25 protein-coding genes are annotated in these 21,218 nt (G+C 62.5%); 8 read left to right on the top strand and 17 right to left on the bottom strand.

Features of this window, described 5'->3' with window-relative positions; all coding sequences use genetic code 11:
* Positions 1-221 precede the first annotated feature (221 nt).
* From J2S71_RS12140 to murI, 3 genes are all read left to right on the top strand, one after another.
* The gene (locus J2S71_RS12140) at positions 222-2,045 is read left to right on the top strand and encodes an ABC transporter ATP-binding protein/permease (RefSeq protein ID WP_307392331.1); all 1,824 of its coding nucleotides are present in this window, start codon (positions 222-224) and stop codon (positions 2,043-2,045) included.
* Complete coding sequence (locus J2S71_RS12135; RefSeq protein WP_307392328.1) at positions 2,029-3,687, top strand: amino acid ABC transporter ATP-binding/permease protein; 1,659 nt, start codon at positions 2,029-2,031, stop codon at positions 3,685-3,687. The genes J2S71_RS12140 and J2S71_RS12135 overlap by 17 nt, the downstream gene beginning before the upstream one ends.
* 191 nt (positions 3,688-3,878) lie before the next feature.
* The gene (murI, locus tag J2S71_RS12130) at positions 3,879-4,652 is read left to right on the top strand and encodes a glutamate racemase (RefSeq protein WP_307392325.1); all 774 of its coding nucleotides are present in this window, start codon (positions 3,879-3,881) and stop codon (positions 4,650-4,652) included.
* Position 4,653: 1 nt separating this feature from the next.
* Here the strand turns inward: murI and J2S71_RS12125 are convergent, their stop codons facing one another.
* The 9 genes from J2S71_RS12125 to J2S71_RS12090 all read right to left on the bottom strand — a co-directional run bounded on the left by J2S71_RS12125 (position 4,654) and on the right by J2S71_RS12090 (position 12,955).
* Positions 4,654-5,535 carry a DegV family protein gene (locus tag J2S71_RS12125; protein ID WP_021725968.1) on the bottom strand — a complete coding sequence of 294 codons (882 nt, stop codon included), beginning with the start codon at positions 5,533-5,535 and terminating at the stop codon, positions 4,654-4,656.
* A 135-nt stretch (positions 5,536-5,670) separates the two neighbouring features.
* The gene (locus tag J2S71_RS12120; RefSeq protein ID WP_269594335.1) at positions 5,671-5,940 is read right to left on the bottom strand and encodes a helix-turn-helix domain-containing protein; all 270 of its coding nucleotides are present in this window, start codon (positions 5,938-5,940) and stop codon (positions 5,671-5,673) included.
* Positions 5,941-5,994: 54 nt separating this feature from the next.
* Positions 5,995-6,498: a hypothetical protein gene (locus tag J2S71_RS12115; RefSeq protein ID WP_307392320.1), complete on the bottom strand. Its 504-nt coding sequence runs from the start codon at positions 6,496-6,498 to the stop codon at positions 5,995-5,997.
* Positions 6,499-6,561: 63 nt separating this feature from the next.
* Complete coding sequence (locus J2S71_RS12110; protein WP_307392317.1) at positions 6,562-7,872, bottom strand: radical SAM/SPASM domain-containing protein; 1,311 nt, start codon at positions 7,870-7,872, stop codon at positions 6,562-6,564.
* Positions 7,869-8,522, bottom strand: coding sequence for an ABC transporter ATP-binding protein (locus tag J2S71_RS12105; protein WP_021726008.1), 654 nt, complete (start codon positions 8,520-8,522; stop codon positions 7,869-7,871). The genes J2S71_RS12110 and J2S71_RS12105 overlap by 4 nt, the downstream gene beginning before the upstream one ends.
* Positions 8,523-10,532 carry a bacteriocin-associated integral membrane family protein gene (locus J2S71_RS12100; protein ID WP_307392315.1) on the bottom strand — a complete coding sequence of 670 codons (2,010 nt, stop codon included), beginning with the start codon at positions 10,530-10,532 and terminating at the stop codon, positions 8,523-8,525.
* 75 nt (positions 10,533-10,607) lie between these two features.
* Positions 10,608-10,925 carry a lactococcin 972 family bacteriocin gene (locus J2S71_RS12395; protein ID WP_370873247.1) on the bottom strand — a complete coding sequence of 106 codons (318 nt, stop codon included), beginning with the start codon at positions 10,923-10,925 and terminating at the stop codon, positions 10,608-10,610.
* A 314-nt stretch (positions 10,926-11,239) separates the two neighbouring features.
* Positions 11,240-12,244, bottom strand: a complete 1,005-nt coding sequence (locus J2S71_RS12095; protein ID WP_021725947.1) for a GGGtGRT protein — start codon at positions 12,242-12,244, stop codon at positions 11,240-11,242.
* 18 nt (positions 12,245-12,262) lie between these two features.
* Positions 12,263-12,955 carry an iron-sulfur cluster assembly scaffold protein gene (locus J2S71_RS12090; RefSeq protein WP_021725971.1) on the bottom strand — a complete coding sequence of 231 codons (693 nt, stop codon included), beginning with the start codon at positions 12,953-12,955 and terminating at the stop codon, positions 12,263-12,265.
* Between the two features lie 259 nt (positions 12,956-13,214).
* Here J2S71_RS12090 and J2S71_RS12085 point away from each other — a divergent pair, with 259 nt between their 5' ends.
* The 4 genes from J2S71_RS12085 to J2S71_RS12070 all read left to right on the top strand — a co-directional run bounded on the left by J2S71_RS12085 (position 13,215) and on the right by J2S71_RS12070 (position 14,793).
* Complete coding sequence (locus tag J2S71_RS12085) at positions 13,215-13,403, top strand: hypothetical protein (protein ID WP_307392312.1); 189 nt, start codon at positions 13,215-13,217, stop codon at positions 13,401-13,403.
* Positions 13,404-13,471: 68 nt separating this feature from the next.
* Positions 13,472-13,846, top strand: coding sequence for an SNF2 helicase associated domain-containing protein (locus J2S71_RS12080; RefSeq protein WP_232204449.1), 375 nt, complete (start codon positions 13,472-13,474; stop codon positions 13,844-13,846).
* Positions 13,786-14,367, top strand: a complete 582-nt coding sequence (locus tag J2S71_RS12075) for an SNF2-related protein (protein ID WP_307392306.1) — start codon at positions 13,786-13,788, stop codon at positions 14,365-14,367. Before J2S71_RS12080 ends, J2S71_RS12075 begins: the two co-directional genes overlap by 61 nt.
* A gap of 153 nt (positions 14,368-14,520) precedes the next feature.
* Complete coding sequence (locus J2S71_RS12070) at positions 14,521-14,793, top strand: GNAT family N-acetyltransferase (RefSeq protein WP_021726007.1); 273 nt, start codon at positions 14,521-14,523, stop codon at positions 14,791-14,793.
* Between the two features lie 79 nt (positions 14,794-14,872).
* Here J2S71_RS12070 and J2S71_RS12065 read toward each other — a convergent pair whose 3' ends face one another.
* From J2S71_RS12065 to J2S71_RS12030, 8 genes are all read right to left on the bottom strand, one after another.
* Positions 14,873-15,646 carry a hypothetical protein gene (locus J2S71_RS12065; protein ID WP_307392303.1) on the bottom strand — a complete coding sequence of 258 codons (774 nt, stop codon included), beginning with the start codon at positions 15,644-15,646 and terminating at the stop codon, positions 14,873-14,875.
* Positions 15,643-16,422 (bottom strand): hypothetical protein, encoded by a 780-nt coding sequence (locus tag J2S71_RS12060; protein WP_307392300.1) that lies wholly within the window; start codon positions 16,420-16,422, stop codon positions 15,643-15,645. Before J2S71_RS12060 ends, J2S71_RS12065 begins: the two co-directional genes overlap by 4 nt.
* Positions 16,419-17,198: a hypothetical protein gene (locus tag J2S71_RS12055; protein WP_307392297.1), complete on the bottom strand. Its 780-nt coding sequence runs from the start codon at positions 17,196-17,198 to the stop codon at positions 16,419-16,421. The genes J2S71_RS12060 and J2S71_RS12055 overlap by 4 nt, the downstream gene beginning before the upstream one ends.
* Positions 17,195-17,968 carry a hypothetical protein gene (locus J2S71_RS12050; protein ID WP_307392294.1) on the bottom strand — a complete coding sequence of 258 codons (774 nt, stop codon included), beginning with the start codon at positions 17,966-17,968 and terminating at the stop codon, positions 17,195-17,197. Before J2S71_RS12050 ends, J2S71_RS12055 begins: the two co-directional genes overlap by 4 nt.
* Positions 17,965-19,620, bottom strand: coding sequence for a hypothetical protein (locus J2S71_RS12045; RefSeq protein WP_307392291.1), 1,656 nt, complete (start codon positions 19,618-19,620; stop codon positions 17,965-17,967). The genes J2S71_RS12050 and J2S71_RS12045 overlap by 4 nt, the downstream gene beginning before the upstream one ends.
* Complete coding sequence (locus J2S71_RS12040; protein WP_307392288.1) at positions 19,610-19,918, bottom strand: hypothetical protein; 309 nt, start codon at positions 19,916-19,918, stop codon at positions 19,610-19,612. Before J2S71_RS12040 ends, J2S71_RS12045 begins: the two co-directional genes overlap by 11 nt.
* 221 nt (positions 19,919-20,139) lie before the next feature.
* Positions 20,140-20,349, bottom strand: coding sequence for a hypothetical protein (locus J2S71_RS12035; protein WP_156901013.1), 210 nt, complete (start codon positions 20,347-20,349; stop codon positions 20,140-20,142).
* A 224-nt stretch (positions 20,350-20,573) separates the two neighbouring features.
* A complete protein-coding gene (locus J2S71_RS12030) occupies positions 20,574-20,723 on the bottom strand; it encodes a hypothetical protein (protein WP_021725959.1) in 150 nt (49 codons plus the stop codon).
* 154 nt (positions 20,724-20,877) lie between these two features.
* Between J2S71_RS12030 and J2S71_RS12025 the strand changes: the two genes are divergently transcribed.
* Complete coding sequence (locus tag J2S71_RS12025; protein WP_021726004.1) at positions 20,878-21,159, top strand: hypothetical protein; 282 nt, start codon at positions 20,878-20,880, stop codon at positions 21,157-21,159.
* Positions 21,160-21,218 lie beyond the last annotated feature (59 nt).

The raw sequence follows: 21,218 nt of genomic DNA, 5'->3' as shown, positions 1-21,218 counted from the left end.
GCGCGATGCCCTGGGGGACGATGCCCTGGGGGACAGCGTATCCAGTATGCGCATGTCCACGTCCCATCAAAGCCGGCAAAGCAGCGAAAGCCCCATTCCTTCATTCAGGTGCGTCGAACCCGTTTTAGGTATGCTTGAGAGGTTCGAACACGTACGGGGATTCGCCTGCAGGCTGCGCGGGGCCATCCGTCCTGGCGGCACGGCTCCCCGATGGAGGCCCTATGCTGAGGAAACGACTGTTTGATCTGGTGCCCGGCGCCCTGCGCCACGTGATGCTCACGGTGGCTGCGCAGTGGGTGGGCCTGCTCTCGGACGTCCTGCTGGTGTGGGTGGTGGCCTCGGCGCTTTTCGCCGTTGTGGGCGCGAGTGACATAAGCACCACCCATGCGGTGAACCTCGTGCGCGTGCTCGTGGTTGGCGCCATCGCCCTCGTGGCAAAGGTGCTCTCCACGCGCGCCGCCTTGCGCGAGGGCTTCGCGGCATCGGCGGACGTCAAGCGCGAGCTGCGCCACCGGATCTACGAGAAGCTCCTGCGCCTGGGGCCCGACTACACCAAGCAGGTTGCCACGGCCGAGGTCGTGCAGCTCTCCGTGGAGGGGTGCGAGCAGCTGGAGACCTACTTCGGCCAGTACCTGCCGCAGCTGTTCCATGCGCTTGTGGTCCCGCTGACGCTGTTCGTGGCCATCCTGACCCTCGTGCCTGCGGCATGGCCCGCGGCGCTCGTGCTGCTGGCGTTCGTGCCGCTCATCCCGCTCGTCATCATGGCGGTGCAGAAGGTGGCCAAGCGTACCCTCTCCTCGTACTGGGACGAGTACACCACGTTGGGCGACTCCTTCCTCGAGAACCTGCAGGGCCTCACGACGCTCAAGATCTACCAGGCCGACGCACGGCGCCATGAGGCCATGGACGAGGAGGCCGAGCGCTTCCGCGTGGTCACCATGAAGGTGCTGCGCATGCAGCTCAACTCCATCATCGTGATGGACGTCGTGGCGCTGGGCGGTGCGGCCGTGGGCATCGGCGTGGCCCTGGCCCTGCTCGCCGGCGGATCCATCGATCTCTTTGCCGCCCTCGTGGTGGTGCTGCTCTCCGCGGACTTCTTCCGTCCCATGCGTACGCTGGGGTCGTACTTCCACGTCGCCATGAACGGCATGGCGGCCTCGGACAGGATCTTTACCCTGCTGGATCTCGAGGAGCCCGCGCCCTCGGGAACGGCGCGGCCGCATGCCGGAGACCACCTGCTCATGCGGCATGTGAGCTTCTCGTGGGACGACAGCCGCGAGGTGCTGCACGACGTGTCGCTGGACGTGCCGCTCGTGGGGATCACGGCCCTCGTGGGTAAGTCGGGCTCGGGGAAGTCCACCATCGCATCGCTGCTCGCGGGCCTGGCCCATGGCTTTGAGGGTGCGGTCCTGTTGGGTGGGCGCCCCATCACCGACTTCGATCGCACGGCCCTCGCCCACTACGTGACCATCGTGCCCACGGCAAGCTACCTCTTTGCGGGCACCGTCCGCGACAACCTGCTCATGGGTGATCCAATGGCGAGCGACGAGCAGATGTGGCAGGTGCTGGAGGCCGTCTCGCTGGCAGGCTTCCTGCGCACGCAGGAGGGGCTTGGCACGCGCCTGGACGAGCGGGCCGCCAACCTCTCCGGTGGGCAGCGGCAGCGCTTGGCGCTGGCTCGCGCGCTCATGCACGACTCGCCCGTCTACGTGCTGGACGAGGCCACGAGCAACATCGATGTGGAGAGCGAGGAGGCCATCATGGCGGCGGTGCACGCCATCGCGCGCTACAAGGCCGTCATCCTCATCAGCCACCGCCTGGCCAACGTGACGGACGCCGACAGGGTCTACGTGCTGGATCGGGGCCGCCTGGTGGGTACCGGCATGCACGAGGAGCTGCTGGACAACTGCGACGTCTACCGCGGCCTGTGGGAGGCGCAGCAGGCGCTCGAGCACTTCGTTCCGCGTCCCGTGGCGCCGGATGCGGACGACACGCTCGTCATCGCGTCGACTTCCGAGGAGGGCACCCATGACGAAGAGGCATGACGCGCGCATCATGTGGCGTATGCTGGGTCTCACCAAGCCGCTCGCGGGGTTCATGGTCATCTCCGTGGCGTGTGGCGTGGCGGGCTTTGCCTGTGCGACCTTCCTGCCCGTGCTTGCGGCGGGGGAGGCCGTCTCGCTCGTGAGCGGCGCACCGCTGCTCTCCGTGGGCGCCTGCGTGGGCATCCTCTGCGCACTGGCCATCGCCCGTGGCGTCCTGCACTACGTGGAGCAGAGCTGCAACCACTACATCGCCTTCAAGCTGCTGGCCCACATCCGCAGCGAGGTCTTCGCCAGCCTCAGGCGCCTTGCGCCCGCCAAGCTCGCGGGAGCCGACCGCGGCAGCCTGGTCTCGATGGTCACTGCGGACATCGAGCTCCTCGAGGTGTTCTTTGCGCACACCATCTCGCCCATCTGCATCGCCGTGCTCATGAGTGCCCTCATGGTGGTCCTCCTGGGGACCATCTCCTGGCAGCTGGCGCTTGTGGCGCTTGTCGGCTACCTCGTGGTGGGCGTGGTGGTGCCCGTGCTCGTCTCGTGGCTCTCGGGCGATGGCGGCAGGGCATCGCGCGAGCAGGCGGCGGGCCTCTCCACGTTCGTGCTGGACGGTCTGCGAGGCCTTGCCGAGGTGCTGCAGTTTGATGCGGGTGCGGCGCGGCTGGGCACGCTGGACGCACGCTCGCGGGAGCTTGTGGAGACGCAGTGCGACCTCCGCGATGCCACCACGACGGGCTCCATGGCCGCCGGTGCGGCCATCACGGCCTGTTCCCTGGCAGAGCTTGTCGTGGGCGTGCTGCTGTGGCGTGGGGGCGCCGTGGGCGCATCGGCCGTGGTGGTGTCCACGGTGGCTACGCTCAGCTCGTTTGGGCCGGTGGTCGCCCTGGCCAACCTGGGCTCCACGCTGCAGGGGACGCTGGCCTCCGCGGGCCGCGTGCTGGACATCCTGGACGAGGAGCCCGTGGTGGAGGAGGTCACGGAGGGTGAGGACATCGCCTTTGGCGGTGCGACCGCCCGCGGCGTGGGCTTCTCATACGACGATGGGCGCGTGCTGGACGACGTGACGCTGGACATCCCGCAGGGGAGCATCGTGGGCATCACAGGCAGGAGCGGCTCGGGCAAGTCCACGTTCTGCCGCCTGCTCATGCGCTTCTGGGACGTGGACAAGGGGCAGCTCGCCATCAGCGGGCAGCGCATCGACACCGTGCGTACGGGCAACCTGCGCGACCTCGAGGCGCTCGTGGAGCAGGACACGTACCTCTTCCATGATACCATCAGGGACAACCTGCTGATCGCCCGTCCGGACGCCACACAGGGGCAGATCGAGGCGGCGTGTCGTGCCGCCTCGGTGCATGACTTCATCATGGGCCTGCCCCAGGACTATGGCACCGAGGTGGGGGAGCTGGGCGACACGCTCTCGGGTGGCGAGAGGCAGCGGTTGGGCCTGGCACGGGCGTTCCTGCACGATGCGCCCTTCCTTATCCTGGACGAGCCCACGAGCAGCCTGGACTCGCTCAACGAGGGCGTCATCCTGCGGAGCCTGGACGGGCAGCGAGGGGCGCGCACCGTGCTGCTCGTGAGCCACCGGGCGAGCACCATGGCCGTGGCGGACCAGACGTTCTCCATGGACGCCGGTCGCGTAAGCTAACGGTTTCGGGTCGTTCGCACTTTTTCGGGTGCAATGGGCGCTTGCTGCTATAACAATAAGCTATCTACCTGGGGTATCGCAACATGCCACTCCAGAAAAGTGCGCGCGACTCCCTCAGAAATGCATACGACTCACAATGGCTGCCGGGGAAACGCCGTATAGTGGATGGCGGCAACGACCAGGGAGAGGCGATGGCGGACAAGGGCGGGTTCATTGGGGTCTTCGACTCCGGTCTGGGCGGCATCAGCGTGCTGCATCACCTCGTGCGTCAGCTTCCACACGAGGACTTCGTCTTCTTTGGCGACTCCGCCCACAACCCCTATGGCGAGAAGACCCCCGAGCAGATCCTGGGCTATGCGCGCCAGATCGTTGGTGACCTGGTGGACGAGGGAGCCAAGGCCATCGTGATCGCATGCAACACCGCGACGAGCGTTGCTGCCGCCGCGCTCAGGGACGAGCTGCCCAGCCTCCCCATCGTGGGCGTGGAGCCGGCACTCAAGCCGGCCACGGAGCACGACCCGCATCGCCGCATCCTCGTGATGGCCACCCCCGTCACCCTGCGCATGGACAAGTTCCAGCATCTGGCCCACACGTACGGAAGCGACTCGGAGATCATCGAGGCGCCCTGCGAGGGCTTGGCCCAGCGCATCGAGCAGGGCGAGCTTGACGGGGCCGACCTGCACGAGCTGATCGAGAACCTGGTCGGCCGGTATCGTGGGGGTGTGGATTCCGTCGTGCTGGGATGCACGCACTATCCCTTCGTGCGGCACCAGATCGCGGACGTGCTTGGTGACGTGCCGTTCTTCGATGGGGGAGACGGCACCGCACGCCGGGTGGGAAGCCTTCTGGCCAAAGACGGCATGCTCAACGAATCCGACGCCCCAGGCACGGTCGCGTTCCGCTCGAGCCTCCATGAGCCCGGTGTCCTCGACCGCTACCAGCAGTTCTTCGAGATGGGGTTGTAGGCTACCGCCGCGTTCCCCAGAAGAAGAGGGCCACGGTGCCTGGTCCGGTGTGACAGCCGATGGTGGTGCCGATGTCAAAGTAGTGCACGTGGCCGTCCAGGTGAGGAAACTCCCGCTCGATGCGATCCCCGACGCCCCGAGCGTCTCTCAGGCAGTCGGAATGGCTGATGAAGACCTTGCGCGCATACCCATCCCCACCCTGTGCAAGCTCATGCATCTTGCGGACCATGCGCCGCTGGGCGCGCAGCTTGGTACGCACCTTCTCGCGCACTTGCAGGGCCCCCTCGTCATCCATCTCCATGACGGGGCAGATCCTGAGGAGCCCACCCATGGCTCCCGCCGCACGCGAGATGCGCCCGCCGCGCACGAAGAAGGTGAGGTCGCTGGAGAAGAACCAGTGGTTCACCTCGGCCTTGTGAGCCTCTGCCCAGGCAACGAGCCTGTCCATGCTCATACCGTCGTTGCGCAGGCCAGCCAGCGTGTCCAGCAGCAGGCCCAGGCCCGATGACGCGCAGAGCGAGTCGATGACCTCGATCCTGCGTTCGGGAAACTCCTGGCGGATGGCGTCACGTGCCGTGCACGCCGAGCCGTACGTTCCCGAGATGCCCGAGGACAGGGCGACATGCAGCACGTCCTTGCCTGCCTTGAGCAGGGAGCGCCAGAGGTCCAGGTACTCGCCCGCACTCACCTGCGACGTGCGTACGGTCGCCCCCGCACGCATCCGCCGGTACAGCTCGTGCTGGGTGTGGGTACGGCCGAAGTCGTCCTTGCACTGCTCGCCGTCGAGCTCATAGTTGAAGTAGACGTACCTGATTCCCAGCCGATCGAGGTGGACAGGAGTAAGGTCACAGGTGGAGCAGCAGGTGAGAACGTAGTCGGCCATGGTGTTCCTCCGTGAGGGGGGAGGGCAAATTGCTGTGTCCACTATACGGCATTGGCACCGAGGAAAGTATCCGAGAAAAAGATGACGCCAGATGATTGGATTCATGTGTATGTGTGAGAGTCGATAACTTTGCAGCTATGTCTCTCGACTAGTTCGCTTGCCGTAGTTCCATTCGCGAATCTCTCCTAGTTCATGTTCGGCAGCATCCTCCTCGGGGGTGAGATAATCGATGAGATCGCCCGGTTTGCAGTTAAGCACCTGGCAGAGGGCCTCGAGTGTGGAGAAACGCACGCCACGTATTTTCCCATTCTTGATGTTGGACAGGTTGACCGTTGAAGTACCAATTCGTTCGGCAAGTTCTGTCGATGTAATCTTACGTTCTGCCATGACTCGATCAAGTCGCATGACTATAGGCACGCTCCCGCCCCCTCGCATGATTGGAATGAGAAGATACTGCCATTACAGTATGGAGTCAGAGTCCTCTTTGAGGGCATTCCCATACCGTACCAAGTATGCGAGACAAAAGAGGAAGACAGCGAGGATGACAGCATTCAGCTCAATGCCGCCCCTTTCTGTTGAGACGAAGATGGGAATGACATTATTCGAAACAGGAATCTCCCCTATATTTGGCAGAAGCCCTCCTAACACGATCGTGACAATGAGCAGGAAACCTGCCACAATCAAGCGCTGTGACTGACGTGCTCCAAAGGGGAGAGGGTCTCGATAGAAATGGCGTAGAAAACCAACGAGACAGAATGCCATCATGATGGAAACGATAGAGTAGGCAAAATGACCAAGCCAGCATGCTAGGGACATCTGCTCGGATATCCCCACCTCTAGAAATGCGCATAAGAAAAGAACGAGAATAACAAGCTCAAGGAGCGCCACAGCATACATCACAATCGTACTTACATGTACTACGCACCGTGCTCTATGATATTCTCTCTCGATTTCCGTAGCCAATGCATCTCCTAATAGCCAATATGAAACCTGCCTATTTGGAGACAGCACGCACAGTTCATCGATTCAAACAGCATCTTTGTCTTCCTTTCTAAGATAGCTTGCCAACTGTCTTCCCAGACATCGGTAATAGGTGTGGTAGAGCCTACAGTATGGGTCATGTCCGATGATACTCTTTTCGTGCAGGAGCGCTCGTGCACGACAACCGCCGCTACAGAGATATTTTGTCTCACATGTTTTGCATCGGCCAAGGTGCCGCACATCAAGCTGGCGGAAGTCTTGTGCAACCTTGCCCCCCATGACGCTCTCCGGTGTATCGGTGAAGGCATTGCCCATGCAGAAACGTTCGTCATGCAGCATGTGGCAGGGATAGATACTGCCGTCTGCAGCGATGCTTAGGGTTCTCGTGCCGGCGCCACAGAAATGCCGGACGGAGAGAGCTACGGCTTCCGATGTGTATGCGTCGCTGCTGTAGGAAAATGCGCCTTGTGAAGAGAGCTCTCCAAGTCGGGCAAGTTGGGCGTCAGATAGCATGAATGCGCCGCCGTCTTGAGGGGAGGCGAGGAGCAGGCTGTAGCTTACTGTTGCCCCCAGCTCCTTAGCGAGCCTTTCGTAGTGCTCTATGTCATCGACGTTTCTCCCATGTATGGTTGGCAGGATCCGTGCCTCTATGTCCTCCTGCTGGATTGTTCGTATCGCCTGGGCAAGGGATGAGAAGCGTTGTCTGTTCCGGAGAAATGCCTCTGACTCTGCGGAGATGCCATCGAAGGCAACAGCTATACAATCAACCAGCTTGGCCAGTGGCCGTACAACCGATGGGTTGATCAAGAGCCCGTTCGTTAGGATGATGACGTTCTTAATATTTGATGACTTCGCATGACTGACAATCTCTTGGAGACCAGGTCTAAGGAAGGGTTCTCCGCCAGAGATGACGAGGTGCCCCACGTCGAGTGTGGCGAGAAAGTCAATTGCGGCATAGAGCCCTTCCAAGGGAGGGTCAGGTAGGACATTCCTGTCCGACCTCTTTGAGTAACAGAATCTGCAGGAGAGGTTGCAGCGCTGTGTGACATGGAGGTAGGCCGACTGGATGGGCGGAATCTCCGAGGCCGTGGCGGCGCCTTCCTCAAGGTATCCTCCATCCCTAAGGTGCTCCGCAAGCTCTTTGCAGCTCAATGGTAGCTCCTCATAGGATACATTGCGTTTCGCCATGAGCGCGCACGTATCCCGCCCCTCTGCCGTGAGACCGATGACACTACCTGTCTTCAGGTTACCCACCACTGGAATCCCATGAATGGAAAAACAGACTGTCTGAGTTGAAAGTTTCAAAACCATCTGCCCTTCTGTGAGCCTAGCTTGAGGGGGCTCACACTCGCTCATGCGAAATGTTGGCCCTCATGGCGGTAGGGGAGCGTGAAGTTTGCATCTGCGATGCTGGCCAGGGCATCATCGTGAGTCGCGACGATGACTGTCATGCCTTGGCTAGCCCTCTGCCGCAGGAGATCTATGACCATCTGTCTGTTTGCCCTGTCGAGTGATGCTGTCGGCTCGTCGGCGTAGAGTACATCGGCATGCTTGAACATGGCACGTGCAAAGCCGAGCCGTTGCTTCTCACCACCTGACAGCACAGAGGCTAACTCCTTTGCTCGGCCACCGAGTCCGACATGCTTGAGCGCTGCATTGACCTGATGGGAGTATGTCCGTTGCTTGGCCTTGTTTAACACGATATTGAATGAGAGCGTCTCATCCTCGACCGTGCCAAAATTCTGGTAGATGAAGGCTGCATGGTCGTGCCAGTATTGCACCCGCCTCTTATCACCCCAGAGCTTGGTGCTCTCTCCGTCGACGAGCACATCACCCTGTGAGGGTACCAGGAGCAGGCCAAGTGCATTGAGCAGCGTGCTCTTTCCACAGCCGCTGGGTCCCGTGAGGGTGGTGACGCTCCCTGGCCCGCAGGTAAGAGACACTCCTTGGAATATGGTGCGCTTTGCCAACTCTATTCCAAGATTCGTACAGGAGACTGTAGACATTTAACCCTCCCTTAGTATATGTGCCGTAAAGGTCTTGCGACAGGCAATGGTGTAGGTAAGCGTGGAGAAAAGCGCGAAGCATGTCTCAACGACGATGGCTCCAAGCATGACGACCAAAGGAGTACTGTATGGCGAGACGAAGATACATATACCTGCACCTATCACTAACGGAATCATGGAAAAGGCAAGGTCACTTCTCATGCGGGGTGCATAGATGCCTCGATATCCAAGTCCAGCTGTGTGTGCGAGAAACACCTCTTCCTCATGTGCGATGGCCCACGAACTTGCGCACTGCAGGGCGCACGCACAGATAGACAGTAGCGATACGGACGTGATGGCAAGGTATAGAAGGACATTGGCCAGAAGGTCTTGGCCAGTCGTGAGGGTGACATCGGCCACACGATCAAAGGATGCTATATATGGATAGATTGGCGAGGCAGCAAATGCCTCCTTTGTGCTTTCGGGGTCAGTGAACATAATGTTGCCCGTGGAGATGAGGGGCATGACAAAGCTGGTCATGCTCATCTTATCGACGGGTACGTTCATGACGATTACCAGTGGGTTTTTGCAGGTCGTAAAGGCGCTGTTGTAGCTTGCGTTTTGTCCTAACGCTATGAGACCGTCACCGTGATACTCGTAGAAGGAGAATGTCTCCTTAAAAGCCATTTCTCCCCCCATCCATAATGAAAGGTCTCCTTGCAGAAAGTCCTTGGTCGCGCTTGGCAAGGAATCGAAGGAAACCTCTGTAAGCACGGACTCTCCTGACTCCGTTGGTAACGTGATGCCTATGAGGTGCAGATAGCTTGGATCGACAATGACAAGTTGTGAGTATCCACCACGTTCATCATTACTGATTTCGAATTCAGAATCGATGACAAGCGACGTGACGATGCAGCCCTTTTGGGAAAGACCATGCATGACGCGCTGTGCCTCCTGCGCGCCTTCCTCGGTATCCAGATAGTCAAAGTTGTTCAGGGAGACAGCGATAGTGTCACCAAAGCACCTGGCTATGCTGCTCTGCGTATAGCTCTTCCAGGCTCTTTGCGCAAGACTTATGGCAGGCGGGATCGTTTGCATAGACAGGACAAGCGCAACCGCCGAGATGGTGCGACAGAGTGGGAGAATCTTGCCTACTACGGGTCGACGGAACCGCAAGGACTCCATGCCCGTTCCTACCATGACCGACAGGAGGTAGGTCAGCACAAGTAGACATGCGAAGCTCAACAGGCATAGGATTGTCGTGGGGGGCAAGACAAGAAGGACATTGGCAGGCCCCAGTACCACAGTGACGAGTACTCCTGACAGCGCTATCCCGAGGGTTCCTCCTATGGCCAACAACCTGGCAAGTATACCAAGCGTCTCCCGATGGATTTGGGCGCTGGTTACACCACCCAGCAGCTGTATGGCCCGTGTGTGCAACCGCAAAGTGATCCACGTCATCGCAAGCGTCAGTACGAGTAGTTGCGTGCTGAGCCACGGTATGATCATACCCTCGCTAACGACGATGGAAAGCACTTCGTCTCGTAGAGGCTTCTGCCCATACCAGGTTATCGTCACACCATTTTCGTTGGCCCATTGGTCGAGTGCCTCATGCAGGGATTGATCGGACTTGAGCATGTATGTTCCCGCCAGAGGTGAATCTCCCATGGTGTGGGCAGGCAGGAGCTTGCCGCCCATGCCGGGTGTCAGCCAGCTGATGGAGCCGTCACTTCCGATGACGGGCGATGAACTCGATGGCTGAACTGATGAGAAATAGATGAGATCCCTCTGAGATCCATATGTCTCTGCTGAGGTGGAGGGCTTGACGAGGCACCCCCCACGTTTGTCGACAGCCTGTATGAGACCATCTATCAGCTGATCCTTTGGGACGGTCGATTCGCCGACCAACAGTTCGAAGCTATCGTCCGTTCCAAGAGGATAGTCATATTGGATGGTCTGCATGGTTTGAAATACCACGAACGTGGAAATCGCCGCTGCAAGGAATGCGGAGAGGACGAATAGCTTACGCATGGATGCTCTCCTGACACATTAACGAGGGCCAGGGTCTTTGTCCTGGCCCTCGTGCTGGTAGGATGGGTGGAGCTGCTAGCAGACCCGATAGTAGTATCGAGCTGATGTCGTGGGACCATTGAGCCCATGTATCTCGGCAATTGACCTGCGTCCAGCCGCTGTGTTAACACTTTTCATGGTACGGCCGTTTGCGGTGACAGTGCTACCGTGGCAGCGTCCCACTGTGTAGTACGAACGGAACATGGCATTCCAGAACCCATACTCCCATGTGCCACCTTCAGAGGGGTATTGGACATGCCTGCCTGGCACTACCAAGTTCACTACGGTGCCATGCTCTTGCACAGTTGTTTGATCTGTGGATGGCGTTGCGGCAAAGGCAGAAACCGGTGTCATTAAGAGGGCACCCGTGACCGCAGCTACCGAGGCGCTACACAGAAATCTTTTTAATGACAACATGATGGACTCCTTTCATCAGAAAGTAACCTTAATTTAAAGTTATAGATAAATAATATGATGTAAAGAGTGTAATCTTAAACGGTAATAAACTGGAGGTGAGTGGCTGATCAGCAGATTGCAGATAGGTGCCCTGTGGAAAAGCCACCTAGCAGGTTCTTGGGCGCTAGTAAGTCATCACCGCTATGAACGACAAAACCGGGCCGCCACCTGTGGGTGACGGCCCGGTGCATGCGTGCTTTGGCTACGAAGGCCTACCTGTCCAGGGCCTCCTCCACGGCAACGGCGCATGCGACGGTGCAGCCGACCATGGGGTTGTTGCCCATGCCGATGAGGCCCATCATGTCCACGTGCGCGGGGACGGAGGAGGAGCCTGCGAACTGGGCGCTGGAGTGCATGCGGCCCATGGTGTCGGTCATGCCGTAGGAGGCGGGGCCGGCGGCCATGTTGTCCGGGTGCAGGGTGCGGCCGGTGCCACCACCGGAGGCCACGGAAAAGTACTTCTTGCCAGCCAGGACGCGCTCCTTGAAGTAGGTGCCCGCCACGGGGTGCTGGAAGCGCGTGGGGTTGGTGGAGTTGCCGGTGATGGAGATGTCCACGTTCTCGTGCCACATGATGGCCACGCCCTCGCGGACGTCATCGGCGCCGTAGCAGTTGACCTTGGCGCGCGGGCCGTCGGAGTACGGGATGGTCTCCACGACCTTGAGCTCGCTCGTGAAGTAGTCGAACTGCGTCTTCACATAGGTGAAGCCGTTGATGCGGGCGATGATCTGGGCGGCGTCCTTGCCGAGTCCGTTCAGGATGACGCGCAGGGGCTTCTTGCGGGCCTTGTTGGCGTTGTTGGCGATGCCGATGGCGCCCTCTGCGGCGGCGAAGGACTCGTGGCCGGCCAAAAACGCGAAGCACTCGGTGTCCTCGCCCAGCAGCATGGCGCCCAGGTTGCCGTGGCCCAGACCCACCTTGCGGTCCTCGGCGACGGAGCCGGGGACGCAGAAGGCCTGCAGGCCCTCGCCGATGGCGGCTGCGGCCTCGGATGCGGTCTTGCAGCCCTTCTTCACTGCGATGGCGCAGCCCAGGGTGTAGGCCCACTTTGCGTTCTCGAACGCGATGGACTGGATGCCCGTGGTGATGTCGTACGGGTTGAAGCCGAGATCGGTGCAGATCTTGAGGGCATCCTCGAGATCGGCGATGCCGTACTGCTCACAGGCCTTGTTGATCTTGTCGATGCGGCGCTCATAGCCTTCGAACGTAACTGCCACTCGTATCAGCTCCTTTCTCTACTCGGTACGGGGATCGATGACCTTGGCGGGATTGTCCCACTGGCCATACTTGCCCATGGCGTCCCCGAGGGCCTCCTTGGGGTCGACGCCCTTCTTGATGGCGTCGGTGAACTTGCCCAGGTTGAGGAACTCGAAGCCGATGATCTCGTCCTTGTCGTTGAGGGCGAGGTGGGTGATGTAGCCCTGCGTGAGCTCGAGGTAGCGGGCGCCCTTGGCCTTGGTGCCATAGGTGGTGCCCACCATGGAGCGCAGGCCCTTGCCGAGGTCGTCGAGGCCGGTGCCCACAGGCAGGCCGTCCTCGGAGAACGCGGTCTGGGTGCGGCCGTACACGATCTGCAGGAAGAGCTCGCGCATGGCGACGTTGATGGCATCGCACACGAGGTCGGTGTTGAGGGCCTCGAGGATGGTCTTGCCGGGGAGGATCTCGGCGGCCATGGCGGCGGAGTGGGTCATGCCCGAGCAGCCGATGGTCTCGACGAGGCACTCCTCGATCACGCCCTGCTTGACGTTGAGGCTGAGCTTGCAGGCGCCCTGCTGGGGAGCGCACCAGCCCACGCCATGCGTGTAGCCGGAGATGTCAGAGATCTCCTTCGCCTGGACCCACTTGCCCTCCTCGGGAATGGGTGCAGGTCCGTGGTATGCGCCCTTGGCGACGGGGCACATCTTCTCCACTTCTGCGGAATACTGCATGATTCTCCTCTCCACCACTGTTCTTGGCACCCAGGTCCCTTTCCGTGGGCGCGCGTTTACGGTGTTGCTGATTCATGCCACCAGCAACCCTCATTTTATGCCACTTAGCAGGCTAGGGGGCGCCCACTTGCCGATATTTGTGCTAGTGGGCGAACGGCACACACGGCGTGTCTTGCATCCCAAGTGGCGCGATATACTGTCCCTTACGGAAACGAGCGGCGCAGGCCCAGCGAAGGCGTCGAAGGTGAGGCGAGCTCCCATGATCAGCGAGATGGCACTCGAGCGCGCCACGCGGCCGGCGGTGCTGGGTCGTGGCCAGGTCATCGCATGGCGCGAGGGACGCATCTGGAGTCGGCGCATCGCCTACGACGGATCCCTCACACGTCTCTCTGTCCATGTGGACTCCTCGAGTGGACGAGGACTTCTACCAGACGCGCATCACCATTGACGAGGTGGCCTCCTACGGCGAGTGGTCGTGGCACGTGCTTGCGCGCGGGGTGTGGGGCGATCGATCCCATGCGTGACTTACGCGCCGAATCTGCGGCACGCCGGCTGGTGGAGCGCTATGCCCCGTTGGCGAGGAGCACGTCCTCCACGCGGCGTGCCGTGATCTCGCAGCGTGATGCGGATGCGATCGCGCGGCTGGTGTTTGAGGGCACGGCGGAGTTCGCGCGCATGGGCACGGTGTATGCCACCGACGCGTTTGCGCGCCTGTCGCACGCCTCCACGCTCCGTATGCGGGTGGGGGTCTCGCTGCATGCCGGCCTCATCGACCTCTCGATCTTGGCGGATGACCTGCTACAGGACGAGCTGCGCGCCCCGCCTCGCTGGTGTACAACTGGCAGGCGGAGTTTGGGAAGTTCGCACCCGAGCTGGACGTTGCCGTGGTGACGGGCACCACCGCGCAGCGACGGCAGGTTCGCGGCGAGCGCCATGAGGTCTATGTGACCTCGTATGACCTGTTTAGGCATGACGTGCGCAGATGGGCGGGACGTCCGTTGTGGCTCGTGGCGCTCGACGAGGTGCAGTGCATCAAGAATCACGAAACGCTGGCCGCCCGTGCCGTGAAGGCGTTGGACGCCCGGCACCGTCTGGCGCTCACGGGCACGTCCATCGAGAATCGCCTCTCCGAGCTCTGGAACATCTTCGACTTCCTGATGCCGGGACTGCTGGGTGGCTACGAGCGCTTCCATGAGCGCTATGATCAGCCCATCGCGGTGGGCGACCACGACGTGGCGACGCACCTGCGGAGTGCGGTGGGCCCCTTCATCCTTCGCCGCCTCAAGACGGACGTGCTCGCCGACCTGCCCGAGAACATGGTGGAACGTGGCCGCACAGAACCAGGACATGGATCGTGCCCATCGCATCGGTCAGGTGCGCGACGTGACGGTGTACAAGGTCATCGCCCATGACACGATCGAGGAGCGCATACTGGCGCTGTAGGAGGCCAAGAGTGGCCTCGCTAACCAGGTGGTGGGCGAGGGCGGCGGCCTGAGCCTGGCCAGCCTCAGGCGCGAGGACCTCATCGAGCTGTTGGGCGAGTGAGATGGTAGGAGGAACTGGGCATGAGGTTTGAGACGACGGACAGGCGGATCGTCTGCGTGGGTGACGAGGGGACGCAGTTGGGATATGTTGAGTTCGAACAGATGAGGCCCGGTGTGGTGGACGTGACGCACACCTTTGTCGAGCCTGCGGGGCGCGGGCAGGGCATCGCGGACAGGCTGACGCTCGAGCTGGCGAACAGGCTGCGCGAACGGGGGCTGCGCGCCCAGCTGAGCTGCAGCTACGCTCAGCGGTGGTTTGCCAGGCATCCCGAGTTCGCCGACGTGCTCGCCTGAGGCGGAGGCACCCCGGAGACGGGTCTCCCGCGTAGGTGCCGTGTTGCTCACCATGCATGGCTCGGGAGCGGGGTGGCTGCTATGTCGTCTCTCCCAGCGAGCCGAGGAGGGACCGCAGGCGCCCGACGTCGTCGCCCGCGAGGTTGAAGTCGCCGAGGTCGGCCGCGGAGAAGCGCGTGCGCCCGGCGTTCTGGGCGAGCCAGCCCCTGATGCCGAGGCCGAGGGTGCGGTCCACCCACGCGTCGAGCCTGGCGCCGTCCACGCCGGTGGCCGCCAGCCACTCCTCGCGGGCGAGGCTGTGGTAGAACTGCTTGTTGTAGTCCCAGCCGTAGTGACGATCGATCTTGTTGGGCTCCCAGGTCGTGAGGTGCTGCCCCCACGAGAGCGTGCGGGTCACGGGATCGTAGGACCAGTAGAAGCGTGCCGTGAAGGCCAGCCCACCTTCAGTCATGCTGTCCCCCGTGCCGCACTCCGCCTCGACCCTGCCGTCGTCACACACGGCGATGGACGCATAACTGTTCCCGCCGCCCATGCTGCCGCTGGTGTACTCCATCCCGTCCCAGGGCTCGCCGAGGTCGCCCGTGTAGGTGTACTGCATGTCGGTGATGGGCGGCGCGCTCCATTTGTCGTAGCTCGGGTCGGGCGCGTACCTGAGCTCCTCCGGGAAGCCCATGGTCCCCCGGATCCAGGGGAACGGGAGTTGCGGCTTCGCCATGGGCCCGTCGAGCGCCATCTCGTCGAAGACGTTGTGGATCGACCGCTCGTGGCGCACGGTCGCCGCCGCGCCCAGGGCCGCGTAGGCCGCCAGGGCGACGGCGATCGCCGCGAGGAGGGCGCGACGTCGGCGGGTCACTGCTCGGGCCCCCCGTCCCCCAGCGAGTCGAGGAAGGCCCGCAGGCGCTCCCTGTTGTCCCCTCCGAGCCGGAAGTCGCCGAGGTCGGCCGCGGAGAAGCGCGTGCGCCCGGCGTTCTGCGAGAGCCAGCCCCTGATGCCGAGGCCGAGGGCATGGTTGGCCCACGCGTCGAGCCTGGCGCCGTCCACGCCGGTGGCGGCGAGCCACTCCCCGCGGGCGAGGCTGTGGTAGAACTGCCCGTTGTACTCCGAGCTCTTGCTGCGGTCTATCTTGTCTGGCTCCCAAGTCTCGAAGTGCTGACCCCACGAAAGCGCCTCGGTGACCGGGTCGTAGGACCAGTAGAACTCCGCGCTGAACTCAAGGCCATCTGCCGTGGTGCCGTAGCCTGTGTTGCAGCCCCCCGTGACGATGCCGTCGCTCCTGACGCTGACGAAGGCGCCGCTATCCGAGAAGTCCATCGGTCCTGTGTACTCCATCCCGTCCCAGGGCCTGCCGAGGTCGCCCACGTAGGCGAAGGTCTCCGACCTCACCTCGGGCTCGGGCACCCACTTGTCCCCGGTGCCGGGCTCCCACCTGAAGTCGGGCGGGAAGCCCATGGTCCCCCGGATCCAGGGGAACGGGAGCCCTCCCTCCGCCATGGGCCCGTCGAGCGCCATCTCGTCGAAGACGTTGTGGATCGACCGCTCGTGGCGCACGGTCGCCGCCGCGCCCAGGGCCGCGTAGGCCGCCAGGGCGACGGCGATCGCCGCGAGGAGGGCGCGACGTCGGCGGGTCACTGCTCGGGCCCCCCGTCCCCCAGCGAGTCGAGGAAGGCCCGCAGGCGCTCCCTGTTGTCCCCTCCGAGCCGGAAGTCGCCGAGGTCGGCCGCGGAGAAGCGCGTGCGCCCGGCGTTCTGCGAGAGCCAGCCCCTGATGCCGAGGCCGAGGGCATGGTTGGCCCACGCGTCGAGCCTGGCGCCGTCCACGCCGGTGGCGGCGAGCCACTCCCCGCGGGCGAGGCTGTGGTAGAACTGCCCGTTGTACTCCGAGCTCTTGCTGCGGTCTATCTTGTCGGGCTCATAGGTCGTGAGGTACTGCTCCCACGAGAGCGTGCGGGTTGCGGGGTCATAGGACCAGTAGAAGCGTGCCGTGAAGGCCAGCCCGCCCTCCGTCATGCCGTCTTCCGTGTTGCAGCCCCCCGTGACGATGCCGTCGCTCCTGACGCTGACGAAGGCGCCGCTGACCGGAAAGGTAGCATGGGGACACTCCATCCCGTCCCAGGGCCTGCCGAGGTCCCCGGTGTAGGCGAAGGTCTCCGACCTCACCTCGGGCTCGGGCACCCACTTGTCCCCGGTGCCGGGCTCCCACCTGAAGTCGGGCGGGAAGCCCATGGTCCCCCGGATCCAGGGGAACGGGGGCCCTCCCTCCGCCATGGGACCGTCGAGCGCCATCTCGTCGAAGACGTTGCGTATCGACCGCTCATGGCAGACGGTCGCCGCCGCCCCCAGGGCGGCGTAGGCCGCGACCGCGAAGGCGAGCGTCGCGACGAAGAAGGTGCGACGTCGGCGATTCACTGCGCCTCCCCCAGCGAGCCGAGGAAGGACCGCAGGCGCCCGACGTCGTCGCCCCCGAGCCGGAAGTCGCCGAGGTCGGCCGCGGAGAAGCGCGTGCGGCCGGCGTTCTGGGCGAGCCAGCCCCTGATGCCGAGGCCGAGCGCGCGGTCGACCCACGCGTCGAGCCTGGCGCCGTCCACGCCGGTGGCCTCCAGCCACTCCTCGCGGCCGGGGTGATGGTAGAACTGCTCGTTGTAGTCCCAGCCACGGGAGTCATCCTCCTTGGCGGGCTCCCAGGTGACGAAGTACTGCTCCCACGAGAGCGTGCGCGTCGCGGGGTCGTAGGACCAGCTGAACTCCGCCGAGAAGGCGAGCCCGTCGGCCGTCATGCCGTCTCTCGTGCTGCACCTCGCTTCGACCCTGCCGTCATCCCACACGGAGATGTGAGCGTAGCCATCCTCGCCACCCGTGCCGCCGTTGGAGTAGTCCATCCCGTCCCAGGGGCTGCCGAGGTCGCCCGCGTAAGCGAAGGTCTCTGACCTCACCTCTGGCTCGGGCATCCACTTGTCCCAGCTTTCGACTTTCCGCCGGAGGTCAGATGGGAAGCCCATGGTCCCCCGGATCCAGGGGAACGGGAGCCCCCCCTCCGCCATGGGGCCCTCGAGCGCCATCTCGTCGAAGACGTTGCGGACGGCCTGGTCGTGGCGCACGGTCGCCGCCGCGCCCAGGGCCGCGTAGGCCGCCAGGGCGACGGCGGCCAGCGCGACGAGGATGCGCCTGCGACGGGTCACTGCTCGGGCTCCCGGGGAATCTCGTTTTGGTGATTCTTGAGCGCATCGAGGAAGTTCTTGGTGTCTCGGAGTTTTGGCTCACTGCCGATGAAGTTAAGCTTCGTGTCAGTGCTATAGAATAGGGAGAACAACGAGTCGGCGCCCTTCCCATGCACCTCGACCTGCCCCTTCCACCGTGCTGCAATGTCGTTGGGATTGGTAAGATTGCTGTATACCTGGCTGACCACGTTGTCGTAGCCACCATGGTTGCCCGTGAACTCGTCGGCACGGTTAGTGGCTCCTGAGGCGATGTCATCGTAATATTCCTTGGCCGCCTGCTGGTAGGAGATGCCTTTGCTGCGTGCTCTGCGAGATATGCTGTCGGCATCAAGATCGGACTTATAATCGTCGGGCCCAAGGGACGTGCCACCGTCCTTGTTGCCTATGAGGACACAGTCTCCCATCCACCCGGCGTAGGCTTTGCGTTCGTCGGCGCCTCCAGAGAAGCCCACGTCAGCCGCCATGCTGTCCTTGTACATGGTTGCTGCCGTAACACACTGATGGGCGAAGTCGGCACGGGCGTGGCCATCGTTGGCCTCGTCGCCATACAGTCTGTTGGCCTTTCTCATATAGTCTTTAAAGGTCTCGTCGGTGCTGTCGTCACCAAATGCCTGTCGATGGAGCTGCCGAAGGCGTTCTATATCTTCGGGGTGAAGGTTTCCGCTGTCCCCCATGTCACTGATGGCGTGTTGCGCTGCGATCGCGAGTTTCAGCTTGGCCCATGTCTTTGCATCGATGCCAAGATATTCGATGACATAGTCATCGTCACCTTCATAGAGCCTCTGGCCATCGACGCCGATGACGTCCCCGCAGGTATTATGCCAAGAAAATCCGTTGTACTCTGACTGTGACATGATCCTCAGCCACATCCAGTCGATCTGCTCCTGGCTTGCCTTGGGGTACTTCCTGTAGAGGGCCTTGTATATCTCCCACATGGTCTCGGCCGTCTCCTCGTCGAAACCGTACTGCTCCATCTGCATCTTGACGAAGTCCTGCTTCGATACGCCGAGCCTCTGCTCTACGTACGCGTCATCGACAAGCATCTCGGACTGCTCGGCCATATGATACGTACCTATGCCCACCTGGGAGAGCCCCTCAACCTCATCCTGGGCGTCCTGGTAGAAGCCAGCTGAAGCGGCGGCGTATGCCTCTATCTGCGCAATGGCGTCGTGCAGAGCTGCGATCATGGAGGCATTCGCGCCCATGGCCCGCTGACAGGGGCTGGCAATCACATTCTCGGCGTCCGTCCCCTGCGCCGCCTCGAGCTGGCTCTGGAGATCCGCGTTCATACGCTCGAGCTCGTCGATCCGTTGCTGTGCCTCAGCGGTGTCGGCGACGCCGGGTGACGTCTCGGGGAGTGTGGATACCGCGTCCGCGTTGCGCCCATTGCCATCCGCGAGCGCCTTGAGGGAGGCGAGCTGCGCCCTCGCGCGCGGCGCATGCGTCTCCTGGATACGCTCGCGTAGCGTATCGTACGACTTGCCGTTCAGCGAGGCATCGTCGAGCGTTGCCTGCAGGGCCGTGGCCTGTCGTTGGTAGGCGGGCAGCGCACCCTCGATTTGCTCGTTCTCGGCGTGAAGCAGCTCAAGCAGCCGAGCCTTCTCAACCCTCATGTACACCCCCTCCCTCGTGTGCAGACAGCGCGCGAGCGGCCCCGTCGTCAGCACTCGCGAGGGACGATCCCGCCAAGCGAATCGCCGCGGCGTCGGTACGGACGAGCCCATTCCATGCCCTCAGGTTGGCCGCGAAGGATGATGCGACCTGGTCGTGAGCGTCGCTGCCGGCGATGCCGCTCGTCGCCCCTGCCAGCTGCTGGAAGGAGATCTCGCTGCAGGCAGAGACGGTGGCCTCAAGCGTTGACGCCTGCTCGCCCACCGCCGCGAGGTTGGAACGAATCTCTACGTCTGCCACGGGGCCCTCTTTGACGTAAGGGCTTGCTCTTCTTTACCGTATTATTATATAAACAATCTTCAGAGAAAGCGGTTAGATTTGCTGGGGGTTCCATGTATGGGCTGTGGCGTCTGGAAGACGAGGCGGTGCGCCGTTATCACAGGCAGTGTGAGAGCCTCGAGTGCCGTGAGGATGCGCTGAGGGTGCGCGAGCGACGTCTCGATCAGGTGGCAGAGGGGTTCCTATGGGATGTTGGCCGCTGCCGTGCCATGGTCGATGACATGCTCGGTACGGTGCCGTGCGTCGCGCGTCAGGCTGCCTTTGCCGCAGAGGAGCTCGCGTGCGCGCAGGGCGAGGCGACCATGCGGCTTGGCGAATGCCATGGCGAGCTTGCGCGCGAGCGGAGGGATCTCGAGCGTCAGCGTGACCAGGCTGATGAGGAGTATCGCCATGCCCTGAGGTCATGCCATGGGTGACACGAGCGGCTCGGCATCGAGTCATCTCCCGGCCATGACGATCGCGGCAGTGTGCCCCCTAGTCGTTCGCATTTTTTAGCGTAGCGGTTTTATAGACCTGCAGGTAGATATATCGTTGATGCATCTACAGACATGAGCGAAGCCTGATAATTTGCGAACGACTCGACGACGCAAGGGCGCGGTCACGCTAGCCGCATGCCTTAGCCGCACGCCTTAGCAAGTTGGAAGCCCCACTGCTGCCATAGGCGGTACACGTGGGCGATGTCACCGCGCCGCACGTGGATGTGCCTGGTGCCCTCGGGAAACTTGAGGGTGACGCCGGGCATCACCTGTCGCGCGTCGGCGGCCATCCTGAGCGTCTCGTCTGCGTCTGACTGGCGGTCTGCTCCTCCACGAAACGACGCACCGCCTCGTGGCCCCCCGCTCGCTCGTAGGCGTCGATGGTCGCAAGCACGTGCTTGAGGTCGTGGCGCTGTCGACGGATCTTGTTGGGCGAGGACACAGGTGAGATCGCAGTCATCCAGCGCCCAGCAGTCCAGCGAGAAGGCGCGCATCCCCTGCAAGCTGCCTGTGAAGACGTCCTCGATAGGCATGGTGCCCTGTTCGGGAGCGGTGAGCCCCACGGTGAGCTTGATGGATTGCCGGGCTGGGGTCTACCATGGTGATGAGACGTATGGTCTGCCCCGGCGCGACGTCGGTGAACGCATGGAGGATGGTCACGGTCTCTCCCGTGCCCCCTGCCACGCGCTCATGTCCGAGACGGTGCGTAGGGGTCGTCGCCGCTGATGAGGGCCGGTGAGCTGCCCACGCACACCTAGGCATGCATGCCGGTCGTCCGGTGTGCA

Origin of the sequence: Olsenella profusa DSM 13989, assembly GCF_030811115.1 — a bacterium.
In the GTDB taxonomy this organism is placed as follows: domain Bacteria; phylum Actinomycetota; class Coriobacteriia; order Coriobacteriales; family Atopobiaceae; genus Olsenella_F; species Olsenella_F profusa.
Note: the sequence above shows the minus strand (reverse complement) of the source record. Positions and strands in the feature narration are given on the sequence as shown.

Coding starts and splice junctions, on each gene's coding strand:
- J2S71_RS12395 (WP_370873247.1), bottom strand. CDS start 10,925: ATGACACCGGTTTCTGCCTTTGCCGCAACGCCATCCACAGATCAAACA.
- J2S71_RS12070 (WP_021726007.1), top strand. CDS start 14,521: ATGAGGTTTGAGACGACGGACAGGCGGATCGTCTGCGTGGGTGACGAG.
- J2S71_RS12080 (WP_232204449.1), top strand. CDS start 13,472: ATGCGTGACTTACGCGCCGAATCTGCGGCACGCCGGCTGGTGGAGCGC.
- J2S71_RS12030 (WP_021725959.1), bottom strand. CDS start 20,723: ATGGCCGCCGACGCGCGACAGGTGATGCCCGGCGTCACCCTCAAGTTT.
- J2S71_RS12110 (WP_307392317.1), bottom strand. CDS start 7,872: ATGAGCGAGTGTGAGCCCCCTCAAGCTAGGCTCACAGAAGGGCAGATG.
- J2S71_RS12085 (WP_307392312.1), top strand. CDS start 13,215: ATGATCAGCGAGATGGCACTCGAGCGCGCCACGCGGCCGGCGGTGCTG.
- J2S71_RS12035 (WP_156901013.1), bottom strand. CDS start 20,349: ATGGCGATACTCCTCATCAGCCTGGTCACGCTGACGCTCGAGATCCCT.
- J2S71_RS12135 (WP_307392328.1), top strand. CDS start 2,029: ATGACGAAGAGGCATGACGCGCGCATCATGTGGCGTATGCTGGGTCTC.
- murI (WP_307392325.1), top strand. CDS start 3,879: ATGGCGGACAAGGGCGGGTTCATTGGGGTCTTCGACTCCGGTCTGGGC.
- J2S71_RS12090 (WP_021725971.1), bottom strand. CDS start 12,955: ATGCAGTATTCCGCAGAAGTGGAGAAGATGTGCCCCGTCGCCAAGGGC.
- J2S71_RS12105 (WP_021726008.1), bottom strand. CDS start 8,522: ATGTCTACAGTCTCCTGTACGAATCTTGGAATAGAGTTGGCAAAGCGC.
- J2S71_RS12045 (WP_307392291.1), bottom strand. CDS start 19,620: ATGAGGGTTGAGAAGGCTCGGCTGCTTGAGCTGCTTCACGCCGAGAAC.
- J2S71_RS12120 (WP_269594335.1), bottom strand. CDS start 5,940: ATGCGACTTGATCGAGTCATGGCAGAACGTAAGATTACATCGACAGAA.
- J2S71_RS12125 (WP_021725968.1), bottom strand. CDS start 5,535: ATGGCCGACTACGTTCTCACCTGCTGCTCCACCTGTGACCTTACTCCT.
- J2S71_RS12100 (WP_307392315.1), bottom strand. CDS start 10,532: ATGCGTAAGCTATTCGTCCTCTCCGCATTCCTTGCAGCGGCGATTTCC.
- J2S71_RS12140 (WP_307392331.1), top strand. CDS start 222: ATGCTGAGGAAACGACTGTTTGATCTGGTGCCCGGCGCCCTGCGCCAC.